Genomic DNA, 14,665 nt, shown 5'->3' with positions numbered 1-14,665 from the left:
ATTAGAAGTTTACAATATAATTTAAGTTTTTCTTTTGAAGTGCAGCATTATTGAATCCATAAAATTTTATACCATTATGAATTGCAGCCTCATAGTCATTAAGCGAATCACCTATCAAAACTGCTGAATTAGCATCTATATTTTCTTCTTCCAATATTTGCGTCACCCATTCCTTTTTTGGTTTAGGTGAACCGTGGATTCTTTCAAAATACTGAGCAATGTCGACAGCTTTACAAATTTTTCTCAACTCAGCTTGATCCGAACCTGAAACAATAATCATTTTATAGTTTTTGTAATTTTCCTCTACAAATTGTACAGTTTCTTCAATCAATATGCTTTTATCCTGGAGACGCTCTAACATAATTTTTGAAAATCTTTCAGCCCATACATGTACTTGCTCATCCGTAATTGATTGACCAAGTATTTCTTCAAAGAAATAACGGAATTTCACATAACGTGATAAACCTCCATTTTTTTGATGAAATTCCAACAATTGGTTAACCTGTTCATTAGGAAAGTCTTGTAATACCATTTCAAAACCAGAATCTCTAACAGCATTACTATTCATTATTACCCCATCGAAATCCCAAAAAATAGTATTTATGTTTTCAAATTTATTATCCTTCATCATTAATCTTTAAAATTTCTCTCACAATTTCTGCATCCTCAGGTGTATCCACTGCAACCGAATCATTAGATAAAGGAATCATACGTACCTCAAATCCCAGCTCCAAAAAACGTAAAATTTCTATGTCCTCTTCTGCTTCTAAAGGCGTTTTTTCTTTGCACTTCGCAAAGCTAATTAGCGCTTTTTTAGGGAATACATATATACATATCTGCCTCCAGGATTTCCTTAAACTACCTGATTTACTCCCAGGTATAGGACTTCTACTCATATATAATAACCTTCCATCAGGGCGAAACACTAATTTAGGTATGGTTACACTTTTGTATTGTGCTTCCTTTTCTAGTATAGCATATCCGTTAATAATATCTGCTGGATATTTTTTTAATGCTTTAATTGTTTCCTTTAAATCAGCTGGATTGAAAATAGGCTCATCCCCTTGCACATTGATATAATGTTTTGCTTCAATTTTTTCAGCTACTTCTGCTACCCTATCTGTACCCGTCAAATGTTCTTCAGAAGTCATTAACACCTGCATATCATTTTGCATGCAATGAGAATATATTTCCTCACTATCAGTGGCTACATAGATAAGATTTTTATCAACAGCTTTAGTACATTGCGCAAAAGTTCGTTGGATCATACTTTTACCTTGCAACTCAATCAAAGGCTTACCCGGTAAACGAGAAGACTGCATGCGTGCTGGTATAACAACTATATAATCTTTCATCTAAAAAAGTTTAAATTAGCTTAGTAGAAAATCTTGCCTAAAAACTATTTACAGATTTTATTCAACTAATAGACTATAAACAGAATGAACATCCAGGTTCTTATATTTGGTTGGGGTTAAGCTCTCAAGCTTATCAAAATCAGAAATGTAATTGTCAAAAACCTCATCATTTTCTGCAAAAAGTGCCTTCTCTTTTTCTCCCATCAATTCATCTGAATATCCATCATAGCCTACAATATAGACATTTTGCACATGCATTTTTTTAGCCAATTCAAAAGCTAAAATAGTAGGAGAATCTTCAGCTATTACCTCTTTACTAAATGAAACCAGTTCATGGGTTTTACCTTCCAGTTGTTGAGGAATGTACGTTCCCATTTTTCTTGGAAAGGGTGGCAAAATGCAATCAGCAGTAAAGCCAGTTAACTCAGACAATACACTTTCCAATCTCTGACCCTCACTCCCAATTAAACAAAAATACTGCGTATTTTTTAGGTTTTGAAAATATTTTGCATTCCTTGAGCTTGCATAAATAATAGCTGTATCAGGATTTTTATTTAAGAATTCCTTAATGGCACTGGAATGACTATTTGCACTTGGCCCACCCCCTACTATCAAAGCATTTTTAAATTTTTGAGAAGACTCAAATTCCGGTAATTTTTGATTATCTTTTTTAGCCTCCTTTTGATTCTGTAAAGCGCGGATAATACTATTAAAAGAATAAAAACGCTTTGTCACCCACTCCATTACATCTTTTTGAGGCAAGGAATTAGCTCCAGAAACCATATAGGGCAAATTGGTACCCCATTCATACCTTTGCTGCAGCGAAACAAAGGCATCAGTTACAAGTCCTAATGCATTAAAATTAACGTCTAAACCACTCCTGGAGTTAAGAGCTGTTAATAATAGCTCTGTTTTTAGGTTCCCAGCTCCTCTGCCCATACCTGTGACAGTGGCATCCACCATATCAGCACCGCAATCTAAAGCTGTTAGAGTATTTATAAGCCCAAGTTCTAAGTTATTATGACCATGAAAACCAATTTTTACATCCGTTTTACTTTTTACCAATTCGTATGTATTCTTAACATCTTCCGGATATACCCCACCGAAAGAATCAACCATATAGAAATAGTTGGCTATTCCACCTACTTCTGGGATCAAATCCAGGAAATCAGCATACTGTTTCCAATTAGACATGTACATCACGTTGAACCCGACCTCAAAACCCAGCTTTTTAACTTCCTCCGCCAATACTAATGCTCTTTTAAAATTAGCAGGGTCTATAGCTAGCCTTACCATAGTAATGTATCCAATGCAAGGACTTAACAACTCTTTAGCATCACCAGCTTTTACATCTTTTTCATTTAAAATGATGACTAGTTTTTTAGCAGAATTTTCTTTTGCAGCATGTAAAACATATTCCGGACAATAAAAATATTCTCCCAAATAGCCCCCCATGGGTTTGGAGCGATAACCGATTTCCAGATATTCTACAGGTAATTCATCAAAGGATTTAAAATAGACATTAACCAATTCTTTGTCAAAATCCCATTGCGTATAATATCCTCCATCCCGGAGTGTGCAGTCTAATATTTTTGAAAGCATAATTAAATAATAAAATTTTAAGAGGACTTAATCTACAATTTCTAAATGATCAATTCCTATATCATTCCAGTCCATAAAATTACCAATTCTATTTTCTTTAAAGTAGGAAACAATCAGATTATTGAAACCCAATTTTAATAAAGGAGGTAAGATAAAGAGATCTGACTTCCCTTTATAAAATTGATCAAGCACAATCATTGCAGAACTGGAAAACGAATAAATTTTTGAAGGTATAAAATCTGCTTCGTTAATCAAATACCATTCTATCCCTAGACTGTTTTTTTTTGTTTTAAATCCCCATGCATTAAAACTTTCTTCTAATAAGTTTAAGTTTTCGGCAGGGTGCGGACAATATATAATATCTTTTCTCTGATTCATTTTCCAAATCTTTTTAAGAATTTCTATGTATTGTTTGGAGGAAATGTAACTGGCCCAATTAGCGCCAATCAAAACTACTTTGTTATCATCTTTATTATGTTTCTTATCTTTAAATAAGTTTTGATAAGTATTCTTTCTCAACAATTCTGCAGGATAGTCTAATTTGTAAATTGAAAAAAGCTCGGGTCTATTAACATCTTTCCCCTTATACCGATAAAGAATAAGGTTTTTATAATATTGCAAATTTTTCTGACCCTTGATAAAATAACCGTTCTTAATGCGATCTGGAAAATTCAAATTCAAGGTACCATCATCGACTAAAACAATTCTTTCCTTACCGGATAAATGCTGAAAGAAATAATTTTGTTGCATTTCATAGATATTACCAAAATAGACGGTTTTAAGATTTTCTGTTTGTGCTATTTCCTTGACAGACCCCATCATCCTTCTAAGGCTTAAAAATCTCTTAAAAGGGTCAAACATGCTATAATCGAACAAGTACTTAGTACCAAAATCTTTTACTTCCTCAATTAATTTCAAATCAAGATTTGGGTGCTTTTTACCAAAAATTAAAATGTTTTCTGAGGCTGAATAATTTTTAGCCTCATCTATGCAATTGAGCAATTGAAGTGTTGTAGTAGCAAAAAAAATATTAACCATAAAATATTTCTTGTATTTCTGAACCTATTTTTCCTCAAAAAATACAGTTGAGTCTTGCAATTTTTTTAAAACTCTATCCTCAAAACTGTCATCTTCAAAATAGCCCTGTACAGCTAAAAACTTATCTGAATCATCTGAGTTGGCCTCTTGAGGTATATTTTCTATTTCCAAAATATCATTTGTTACAAAAACGTTTGGGTATTTACTCATACTTGTATACCACGACAAATCGATGATTTTAATTAGGATAGTAGGCTTGAATGCAATGCAAGGTAGAAGTAAACTAGAGTAAAATCCTGTGCAAACGCGGGCATTTTTTATAAGAAATGCTAAACTCTCTACCTCTCTTAAATAAACAATATTTTCATCTTGGGGTAAATTTTCTTTCAAAAAGCTCCCTGGATGCAATTTAACGTAAAGCATACTCTGATTCTCAGCTGCTTTCTGGGATAAACTTAAATATATTTGGTGATGTTTTTCTTCAGAAATAAATTGTTCTCCCAAATCTCCGCCAGATAAAGGTTGATCAATATGAAGCCAATAATTATTAGAATTCTCCGATGTTACTTTTTCGTACTCCCTCACAATTTTCTCTAGCTCTGGAAAACCGACAACATTTATTCTCTTTTCTATATTTCCATCTAGTTCAAAATGAAGCTTTGCATTTTCCACACTAAAGCAAAGATATTTATCTGGTATTCTTATTTCATCTTTAATTAAATATGCTGCTGTCCGCTCTCCATATTTTTTAGCTATTAATAAATAAAGAATGGTTTTTGGATGAAAAAATCTAAGCCCTAGAGAATTCTTGAAATAAGAAAAGGTGCTGAAACCAGCTTTTGCTTTAAGTTCACTTAACTTCTCAATTCTATTATTATCAGTACTTATGAGATTAGCCTCAAGAATTTTATAATCTTTATAACTAGCCAAAACTCCATGTTGTAAATAATAAACAGGAATTTTAGCGTTTTTCGCAGAATAAATTAAAGCAATTGATAATGGAGATTTATTATCCATTATTATAATAACATCAGGATTAATAACTATAAGAGTTTCTTGAGCCGAGGCATAATCAGACCAATAATGATATTGATGAGATTCCAAATGCTTATTTTGATCCTCAGTTTTAGAAATATAACGAAGCCAATGAATTTCATTTGATGGAAAAAGTGGTTTTAATAATTCCAGCCATTGATTTCTATCGTAATTAAAATTAAGTAAAATCCTCATCCAATAATTTTTCTGCAATTAACCAATCTATCAGATCATCTATATCATGAGAAGATTTTTGGCTCATTTCAAATTTTAAAATTCTATTGAACTGATTCATTCGGCTCTTCTCTAAGGAATTAATATTTATAACATAAACAGCTCCATTATACTCCCATACTTTTGGAACATCTTGTCTTCTGGTAAAATTACCTTCTTTAGATTTTTCTAAATATCCTTCTTCATTTTCTTCAAATAACAAATAGTACGGATTTGATTTCGTTTCTTTTACGGAAACTACCATGTCTATATTATCATGATATAAGTCTATTGCTTTCTTTAAATGCTCCCCTGTTCTAAAAGGTGAAGTAGGCTGTAATAGAACTAGGGTATCAGGGAAATAGCCATTGTCCTCAGAAAACTTAATGGCGTGTTTTAAAACCTCCTGTGTTCCGGCTGTATCTGTTGCTAATTCCTTTGGCCTTATAAAAGGTACTTTAAGACCTGTTTTTTCGACAACTTCTTTAATTTCTTCATCATCAGTACTAACGAGAATGTGTTTATCTTCAAAAACTTCTCTGGCAGCCTCAATAGTATAATAAATCAGAGGTTTACCCCCTAAATCTTTTATGTTTTTACGGGGAACTCCTTTTGAACCACCTCTTGCTGGTATTACTACTAAAGGCTTCATCAAAATTTTATATGTTTAAAATCCTCTTGGGCTTTTTGGAAATCTTCATGCTTCCCTATATCCAACCAATAGCCTCTTAAAGGATAAGAATTAACTTTTTTCCCTTGCTTGATTAATTGTTCCATCAAATCAGTTGCATTGTAAAACTCATTCTTTGGAATCAATTCCAATAATTCTCTTTTAATCAAATATATCCCGCCATTTGAATAATACGTATAGGTAGGCTTTTCCTTAAATGATTTTACAATTCCCTTATCCATTTCCAATACGGCATAAGGAATTAAGACTTCATAAGGAATAGTCACTACCGATAAATCTGCATCAGATTGAATGAAATCTTTATAAAAATCCTCATAATCAAGATTTGTTAAAATATCTGAATTGGTAACCAAAACTGTTTCGTGTTGAAAGTTATTTATAGCTCTTGCTGCTCCTATGGTACCTAATGGTTTATCTTCAGTAACATAATTAATTCGCACACCTTTGCTTTCCCCTGTTGCAAAATAATCTTCTAATTGTTTGCCTAGATAATTTATAGATAGCCAAAAATCATCTATACCATAGCTTATCAACCGATCAATATTATGTTCAATTATAGGTCTATCAGCTACTTTCAATAAGGGCTTAGGCGTATTATCCGTTAAAGGTTTCAGTCTTGTCCCTTTGCCTCCTGCCATAATAATGGCGTCTATTGGCAAGTATGATTTTAAAAATCTAAAATTGATGACATTTACAACTTGATGTGTATCATTCAGAACTGGTATTACTTTTAAATTGGCATTTCTAAACTTTTCTAAATCCTCTACATTATAGTTTGATTTAATAATGTACTTAGGATTGGGTTGAATAAAATCAACTACCTTCTGACTTATAGATAAATCTTTTAATAAACCCCTTCTTACATCTCCATCAGTCAATGAGCCAATTAGTTTCTGGCTCTCATCAACCACAAATAAAATGGCATCTGCAGCCAATTGATCTAATTTGGCTAGTGCTTCTTTAACAGTACTATTGTGATTTATTAAATGCTTTTTAAAGGTCATAGTTTTTCAATTACTTGAATGATTTGATCCGCTGCATCTCCCTTATGATATATATTTTCACCTTGATAGGTTTTATTTTCAATATCCTTAACGGCCTGAATTATAGCTTCAGAATTAAAAATAACATGATAAACATTATCTCCTGCTTTTCTACCTTTTTGTCTATCACCTATATTAATTACAAATTTTTGAAAACTTGCCGCTTCTATAATGCCACTAGAAGTATTCCCAAGCATTAGAGAGGCATACTTCATGGCAGTCAAATAAGAGCTCGTACCAAAGTTTTCAATCAGAAATACTCTTGAAGTAAAATCTTTTTTTAATTTATCATACTGTGCTCTATATAAACTTCCTAAGGTATCTGCATTGGGCATTGTAATTACCAATTGATAATCATTGGCTAAAACACTCAAACTCTTATACAATTCTTCTGCATAAAATTTATTGATTGCAGAAGCTACTGTTTCCGGATGGACTGTGATTAAAATTGTAGGTTTAGCTAAATTTATTTGCCATTTAGTATGAAATTCATCAAGACCTAGTAACGGAATCTCTTTGATATTGTCTAAGCTTAATGCCCCGACAGTATAAATGTTATCTTTATTGTCTAAAATAGATTCAAGTCGGCTATTGAAATCTGTCAAGGAAACAAAATGCCATTTTGAAGCCAGAGAAATACTATGGCGATAAATATTATCAATTGCTCCTAATGTAGTTTCTCCACCATGAATATGCGCAAAATTAATATTAAATGGAATACCAGCAGAAACAGCTGCTGCCATTTCAAATCTATCTCCTAATACGAAAACCAGATCAAAATCATTTGAATGAAGTGACCAAAAATCAGCGAATTTTTGAGCAGTCAATGCATAAGAATTTGCTATATCTCCTGCTGTATCCCCTAAAACTAAACTACTGATCGTATAGTCAACTTCTAAGCCTGATTCTCTGATTTGATCAAGCGTATATCCATGAAATTTAGACAAATGTGTTCCAAAAGCCAAGATGGAAAGATCGATTTTTTTTGAAGCTTTCATTTTTGTCAATAATGGAAAGTAAATTCCAAAATCAGCTCTTGAACTTGTTAAGACCAGTACCTTTTTCATGCTAAATGCTCTAGTGAAAGTTTAACATCAGCAGCTAAATCCGATTTCAATTTTCTTCCAACAATCTGGTCAATATCCATTGGACTAATACCATCTCCTGGTCTTCGCATAATTAAATCTGATTCTTGCAGTGTATGTCCTTTTCCTAATACGTTTAAAGTGTGGATAGATTTTCTTGCAACTACTTTATTAGGTATTTCACTTTTACTCGGAGCTTTAATTCCATTACCACTTATTGCCATTTCAATATTTCTAATTGCTTTCACCATTGCTACCAATTCATCAGGTTCTAATGAAGCTTTATGATCTGGTCCCGGTAAATTTCTATCTAAAGTAAAATGTTTTTCTATTACTTTGGCTCCTAGTGCGACTGCTGCAATAGGGACTTCTATTCCTAAAGTATGATCTGAATAACCAACTTCAACTCCTATTTCATTTTGAATATGCAACATGGCTTTGAGGTTGACATCCTCCATGGGAGTTGGATATTCCGTATTGCAATGAAGAACTGCTAAATTTGATTTGTCTAAACCAGCATCAATTAAAACCTCTACCGCATCATTAATTTCTCTTATATCCGCCATACCAGTTGATAAAACTACTGGTTTTTTCTTTTTGGCAATATGCTGTAAATAAGACTTATTCGTCAATTCTCCTGAAGGAATTTTAAACAATTCAATAGGCAGATCATTTAAAAAATCAATGCTTTCATTATCGAATCCAGTAGAAAGAAATTCAATGTTTTCTTTTTTGCATAAAACTAATAATTCAGGATACCATGCGTCAGGGATTTCCAGTTTTTTAAGCATATTATACTGAGAATTATCCCCATCATTTATGTTTTTACTTTGATAGGATGCCTTTTTAGCTACTTTACTTACAATTTTGTCAGCTTTAAAAGTTTGAAACTTAACAAAATCAGCTCCCGCATTTGCAGCAACCTTAATCAGCTCCTTTGCCCGCTCCAAATCTCCATTATGATTCACTCCTGCTTCCGCTATTATGATCACTTTACGCATATTACTTTATTTTTTTTGCAGGATTACCTACCCATGTTTCGTTGTTTGGCACATCATGAAGTACCACGCTGCCCGCACCAATGACTACATTATTGCCTATCGAAATTCCATTTTTCACCACCGATCCAGCGCCAATAAAAGACATTTCTCCAACTCTAACACCCCCAGTTAAAATTGCACCTGGAGCTATATGAGAAAAATCACCAATTACACATTCATGCTCTACTATTGAACCAGTATTAATTATAACGCCTTTTCCTACTTTTGCAAGGCTATTAACCACAGCTTTAACTCCTATTAATGACGACAGGTCGACATTTGCTTTTGATGATATTATAGAAGATTTATCCGCAAGAACTGTTTGATTCCAATTTTCATTTTCAATTTCACTAATAAGTTTTCTTCTTATATGGTTATTTCCGACAGCTGGAAATATGATTTTATCATTTAGAAATTCTTGGTCTGCAAAATCTTGTTCTCTGCCCAAAAATTCAAGATTAAAGGGATTTAATGATGCCTTTTCGAATTCAAAATAAGCAATAGTATTTAAGCCTATTGATATCGCTACATCAATTACCATATAGGCATGGCCCGAATAACCCATTAAGATTATATTTTTAAATTCTGCCAATTCTTATAGAAATACATTAGTTAAAATTAATTTAAATAAAATCATATATTATAAATATCTGCTTTATAATTCTTAAGATTCTCAACTTTTGAAAACCATTCAACTGTTTTATTTAATCCAGAAGTTAAATTATACTGAGGTTTCCAGTTTGTTAGTTCTTTGATTTTTTGGGCTGAACCAAATAATCGAAAAACCTCGCTCTTCTCTGGTCTTAATCTTTCTTCATCCGTTATGATTTTCGCTTTAGGATTAATAATATCAATTAAACCTTGCGCTAATTCTTGCATAGAAATTTCAGATTCAGTAGCAATATTGATATGCTCCCCTATTGCACTATCCGATTTGGCTATTTCAATAAACCCATTAACTGTATCTTCTACAAAGAGCAAATCACGAGTTGGTCTTAAATCACCTAATTTAATTTCAGTTTCACCTTTTAACAATTGAGAAATTATGGTTGGAATAATAGCCCTAGCAGATTGCCTTGGACCGTAAGTATTAAAAGGTCTAACGATGGTAATTGGTAAATCAAAACTACGATAAAAAGATTCGGCTATGCAATCAGCACCTATTTTACTTGCTGAATACGGTGACTGAGGTTGTTTTGGATGTTCTTCAGTAATGGGAACAAATTGAGCAGTACCATAAACTTCAGAGGTAGAGGTAACCAATACCCTTTCCGTACCTAAATCTTTGGCTGCCTGAATGATATTAAGTGTTCCCTTAATGTTAGTATCAATATAAGAATCCGGAGAATGATAGCTAAAAGGAATAGCAATTAAAGCCGCTAAATGAAATACAATATCCACATTTTTCATAGCAGTTCTTACGCCATTTGGATCACGGATATCTCCTGAAAATATTTCAATTTTAGCTAATTTCTCTTTAGGTATAGTATCCAGCCAGCCCCATGAATTAAAAGAATTATAATAAACAAAGGCCTTAACTTTAAACCCTTCATCTACCAATTTTTCTGTCAAATGACTACCGATAAATCCATCGGCTCCTGTAATTAATACTTTCTTACTACTTAAATTTATCATCTTATAAAATTGACATTAGTTCCTGAACTTAAAAAGGACAACTTTTTTTCATGTTATGATGAAATGCGGTTACTTCTTGCCAAGGTTAGCGTACCAAATATACCAGATCACTTGAGTCAAGGATTCAATTGGATAAAAGAAGCCTTCTCTTTTTCTATTTGTAAATGGAATTAATAAGAATTTTATAAATCTCCCTTTAAAATGTTTTCTTTGCGATTTACTGAAGTTCTTTTTACCCCATTTCCAGATTTCCAACCACATAAGCATTCTATTTTTAAAACCAATTGAAGGGTAAGAGTTAAAAAAAGGCTTCTTTTCTACATTTTTAAAAGAATTAATTCTGTTATCGCTATGAACTCTTCTCATAGCAATGGGTTTCTCTATAGATCCAGGAAGTAATTTATACTTGGCAACCAGCTTGGATATTAATACTGTATCCTGAAACATTCTTAAATTGGGAAAACAGCCCACACTTAATAAAGCAGATTTTTTGATCAGTAATCCATTTAAACTAAAATAGCCTGCAGACCCAAATGGCATTATCTTATAAAATAAATCATTGGGAGAGACAAGTTCCGTAACAGTTGTTAAAGTATTTAAATTACCACTTACTTTGAATTTTATGCTTTCCCAATGATTTCTTGCTTCTTCATTGACAAACGAAGTACCAGCAGCCTCATAAACTCCATCAACATCACCGCCTCTTCTCAGGATATTCTTAGCGTGAATAAAACGATCTGGCAAATAAAAATCGTCAGCATCTAAAAAAGCAACCCAATCGCATTTGGCCTTTTCTATTCCCAAATTTCTACTGATACCAGCACCTCTGTTTTCTCCGTTTGGATGTTGAAAGAGTTTTACCTTATTATACTTTTCTGTTAAATCTAAACATACATCTAAGGCCTTATCGGGAGAACCGTCTTCAATCAACAAAATTTCAGTCACTTCTGAAAGGGAAACTGCTGATTCCACGGCTTCAATTACAAATTTTTCAGCATTAAATACAGGTATAATCACCGAAATATTTAATTCTTTCATTAAGTCTAAATTATATAATATTAAACATTGCTAAAATAAAATTATTTAATGTTAATAGTTTGAACAAACTACTCCGCTTTTCTATTAAAACCCCTATTTGATAAAAGTGTCAAGTAATTTTCTTCTTAAGAAAAGAAATGGTTCTAATTGAAAGAGTACACTACCAACTATATAAAAAATCACAAACATAATTGAGATTATCAAGATTTCAAGTAAATCTGAAAAATCAATTGCAAGTTTCAAAAAATAACTCAAAAGTAAACTAGAAATAAAAACATAAAATATTCTTATCAAGTTATTAAACAAAATCCTAACCTTCATTTCAATTAACTTTAATGCTGTATATAGAATTGGGTAAGTAACTATAAATTGTGTAATCAATAAACCGTAGGCTACACCTATTGCCCCATTCAGTAGAAATCCAATTATAATGCTTAGAGCTAATACAATCGAAGTAAATACTGTAATCATAAATGCTATATTCGCTTTTCCTTGCGATAAATAAATAGTACCATTAATAGTTATTATAGCTTGAACAGCTCCTAGCCAGGCAAAAATTTCTAAAAAAGGAATCATCTTCACCCATTTTACGCCATACAATATAAGAACAATTTCCTCTGCTAGCAATGCCACTAAACCCATTAGTGGAAAAACAATGTATGCAATAAAACTGGTAACTTTTAAGTAATAATTTTTAATCTCTTTTATATTTGATTGCATTAAAGAAAAAGAGGGAAATAAAACATTTTTTACAACATTGCTTAAATTTTTAATAGGAAAAAGAACTAAACCATATGCTTTGCTATAGGCACCCAATACATCCTCACCAGCAAATTTTGCAATTAAAAAATTATCGAAATTTCTCGAGAAGTAATTTAGAAAAGACTCACCCGTAATTGCTGAGCCAAATAATAGCATTTCTTTAAAGCTTACAAGACTGAATTTGAAAAGTGGTGTAAAGGAGACTTCTATATACAATAATATTATTATAATTATCCTTGTGAGAATTATCTGACAAATCAAAGCCCATACTCCAAAGCCGTTATAGGCTAAAAAAATCGCAACAATGTAAGATAATAAACTACTTAATACATTATTAAAGGCTTTTGTCTTAAAATCAACTCTTTTAGTAAGTTGCACATCCTGAGTAATAGCAAAAACTGAAAGCAAAAATTGAATAGCTATTACCTTAGTGTATAACTCAAGTTCAGGAAGATCATAAAAGACAGCAATGTATCCACTAGCGAAATAAAAAAGTAGATAAATCAATAATGAGATAAACAAATTGAACCAGAAAACTGTGGAATAGTCAATATTGCTTACATTCTTTTTTTGAATTAGCGCAGCAGAGAATCCAAAGTTTAATAACATTTGAGCTAGTCCACTGAAAATTGTTATCATAGCTACGGTTCCGTATACCTCTGGACCTAACAGTCTTGCCAACCATATGCCAAATGTAAACTGAGACAGTACTGAATAGGCTTGTGCTAAAAAACTCCAGTTTAAGCCATTTACAATTTTCTTATGAGTACTCATTTATAATGATAAGAGAAGAGAAAATTTATTTAAGTAGAATTACAAATTTATGCGCTCAATTTTTTCTTCTAGAAATTATAAACACTACACCAATCTTCTTCTATGTTCTGATTTAAAAATTCTTCAATAACTTTTTGTCTATTTCCAACTAATTTTCGCTTTTTTAAATCCCAATCACAAACAGCTGATCCTACCTTTTCAGCCAACTGATTAAAATCACCTATTTCACTAAAAAAAATCCCCTTTCTTCTAAATGGACCGTAAGGTAACCAGGCTCCAGTTATAACTAAATTCTCAGCGTACATTGTTTCAGTAATCGCTGCACTTAGAGCGTCAGACACAGGTAGATGAATATTAATATTAGCGAATTTTCTAAGTTTTGCTATTTCCTTTTGACTCAAAAATGAATCTATAAAAACATATTGAAACTTATATTCACATAACTTCTCAATTAATAGTCCCTTATAATATTTCAAAAAGTCTGCATTTTCTATTCCATAGCTAAAAACAAAAATTAAATTTATTTTTGCTTTTGTTTCTGCACTAAGATCCTTTAATGCTTCGATAATTTCCTTATGCCTATTCGCTGTATTAGCATTATGCCCCACTAAAATATTCACCTTATGATCGTCAATAAAATTAGACTTATCATTTTCATTATTTATTGAATCAATATTCTCAAAAATTGATTGGTCTAGTTTAAATTTAATTACCTTGATTTTTTCGTAAAGGTCTCTGCCATATTTTGTAACGAGAAATTCTTTAAGATCTAGCGATTGTATTGTAATTACGTCTGCTTTTAGGAGTGCATATCTCACAAAGAAATGATTAATCATATCATAATTCCTTAGTAAATCAGATCCCCAAAATGATACTATAATTCGTCTATTCTTTTTTAACAAAGGAATAGATATTAAATTTTTAAAGTTAACAAAGTGATAGTGGTAAATATCATATTTATCCTTTCGATCAAACAGGTAAATTGATTCAATAATAAAATATGCATTTATTAAAAACTTTTTGAACCCTTCCTCGATCAGTGTTAAAAAAATAACTTTCAAATAAATAGTTTTGAACAAACTAAAAAAAGAAAACACTGAAAATCTGTTTTCATTCTGTTTATTGAATAAATCATTATCATCAGTTATATCATCAGACAAAACTTTTTTCCTGTTTAGAAAAAACTTAAGATGAGGATTACTTCTTTTTATAATTTTATATAATGGTCCTAAAAAATTGGTCTGTCCAATACCTAATATTAGTACTTTTTTAACATTATCCATTGTTTCTATGTTCATTCATCTAATTTTCAATTAGATGAATTTTTATTTTATGATATTTTATTCATGTAATC

The 14,665-nt window shown here is 31.7% G+C and carries 14 protein-coding genes; all 14 read right to left on the bottom strand.

The genetic code is table 11. From position 1 onward, the window contains the following. Nucleotide 1: 1 nt before the first annotated feature. The 14 genes from Q3Y49_RS14265 to Q3Y49_RS14200 all read right to left on the bottom strand — a co-directional run bounded on the left by Q3Y49_RS14265 (nucleotide 2) and on the right by Q3Y49_RS14200 (nucleotide 14,609). Nucleotides 2-631, bottom strand: coding sequence for an HAD family hydrolase (locus Q3Y49_RS14265; protein WP_303269066.1), 630 nt, complete (start codon nucleotides 629-631; stop codon nucleotides 2-4). Beyond that, complete coding sequence (locus Q3Y49_RS14260) at nucleotides 618-1,355, bottom strand: 3-deoxy-manno-octulosonate cytidylyltransferase (protein WP_303269065.1); 738 nt, start codon at nucleotides 1,353-1,355, stop codon at nucleotides 618-620. Before Q3Y49_RS14260 ends, Q3Y49_RS14265 begins: the two co-directional genes overlap by 14 nt. A 57-nt stretch (nucleotides 1,356-1,412) precedes the next feature. Further along, on the bottom strand, nucleotides 1,413-2,957 hold the full coding sequence (locus tag Q3Y49_RS14255; RefSeq protein WP_303269064.1) for a hydroxymethylglutaryl-CoA lyase-like TIM-barrel protein: 1,545 nt from the start codon (nucleotides 2,955-2,957) through the stop codon (nucleotides 1,413-1,415). Nucleotides 2,958-2,984: 27 nt separating this feature from the next. Next, nucleotides 2,985-3,995 carry a glycosyltransferase family 52 gene (locus Q3Y49_RS14250; protein WP_303269062.1) on the bottom strand — a complete coding sequence of 337 codons (1,011 nt, stop codon included), beginning with the start codon at nucleotides 3,993-3,995 and terminating at the stop codon, nucleotides 2,985-2,987. 24 nt (nucleotides 3,996-4,019) lie between these two features. Further along, nucleotides 4,020-5,225: a hypothetical protein gene (locus Q3Y49_RS14245; protein ID WP_303269060.1), complete on the bottom strand. Its 1,206-nt coding sequence runs from the start codon at nucleotides 5,223-5,225 to the stop codon at nucleotides 4,020-4,022. Next, nucleotides 5,209-5,895 carry an acylneuraminate cytidylyltransferase family protein gene (locus Q3Y49_RS14240; protein ID WP_303269059.1) on the bottom strand — a complete coding sequence of 229 codons (687 nt, stop codon included), beginning with the start codon at nucleotides 5,893-5,895 and terminating at the stop codon, nucleotides 5,209-5,211. Before Q3Y49_RS14240 ends, Q3Y49_RS14245 begins: the two co-directional genes overlap by 17 nt. After that, a complete protein-coding gene (locus tag Q3Y49_RS14235; protein WP_303269057.1) occupies nucleotides 5,895-6,938 on the bottom strand; it encodes a nucleotidyltransferase family protein in 1,044 nt (347 codons plus the stop codon). The genes Q3Y49_RS14240 and Q3Y49_RS14235 overlap by 1 nt, the downstream gene beginning before the upstream one ends. Beyond that, complete coding sequence (neuC, locus tag Q3Y49_RS14230; protein WP_303269056.1) at nucleotides 6,935-8,044, bottom strand: UDP-N-acetylglucosamine 2-epimerase; 1,110 nt, start codon at nucleotides 8,042-8,044, stop codon at nucleotides 6,935-6,937. Before neuC ends, Q3Y49_RS14235 begins: the two co-directional genes overlap by 4 nt. Beyond that, nucleotides 8,041-9,063 (bottom strand): N-acetylneuraminate synthase, encoded by a 1,023-nt coding sequence (gene neuB, locus Q3Y49_RS14225; RefSeq protein ID WP_303269054.1) that lies wholly within the window; start codon nucleotides 9,061-9,063, stop codon nucleotides 8,041-8,043. Before neuB ends, neuC begins: the two co-directional genes overlap by 4 nt. A gap of 1 nt (nucleotide 9,064) precedes the next feature. After that, nucleotides 9,065-9,667, bottom strand: a complete 603-nt coding sequence (locus Q3Y49_RS14220; RefSeq protein WP_303269052.1) for a NeuD/PglB/VioB family sugar acetyltransferase — start codon at nucleotides 9,665-9,667, stop codon at nucleotides 9,065-9,067. Between the two features lie 68 nt (nucleotides 9,668-9,735). Beyond that, complete coding sequence (locus Q3Y49_RS14215) at nucleotides 9,736-10,737, bottom strand: NAD-dependent 4,6-dehydratase LegB (protein WP_303269050.1); 1,002 nt, start codon at nucleotides 10,735-10,737, stop codon at nucleotides 9,736-9,738. Between the two features lie 69 nt (nucleotides 10,738-10,806). Further along, the gene (locus Q3Y49_RS14210) at nucleotides 10,807-11,775 is read right to left on the bottom strand and encodes a glycosyltransferase family 2 protein (RefSeq protein ID WP_303269048.1); all 969 of its coding nucleotides are present in this window, start codon (nucleotides 11,773-11,775) and stop codon (nucleotides 10,807-10,809) included. A 93-nt stretch (nucleotides 11,776-11,868) separates the two neighbouring features. Then, nucleotides 11,869-13,311 carry a lipopolysaccharide biosynthesis protein gene (locus Q3Y49_RS14205; protein WP_303269046.1) on the bottom strand — a complete coding sequence of 481 codons (1,443 nt, stop codon included), beginning with the start codon at nucleotides 13,309-13,311 and terminating at the stop codon, nucleotides 11,869-11,871. A 68-nt stretch (nucleotides 13,312-13,379) separates the two neighbouring features. Then, nucleotides 13,380-14,609 carry a glycosyltransferase family protein gene (locus Q3Y49_RS14200; protein ID WP_303269045.1) on the bottom strand — a complete coding sequence of 410 codons (1,230 nt, stop codon included), beginning with the start codon at nucleotides 14,607-14,609 and terminating at the stop codon, nucleotides 13,380-13,382. Nucleotides 14,610-14,665 lie beyond the last annotated feature (56 nt).

Source organism: Marivirga harenae (genome assembly GCF_030534335.1).
Classification (GTDB): Bacteria; Bacteroidota; Bacteroidia; order Cytophagales; family Cyclobacteriaceae; genus Marivirga; species Marivirga harenae.
The sequence above is the reverse complement of the archived record's forward strand: the minus strand, read 5'-3'. Positions and strand labels throughout refer to the sequence as shown.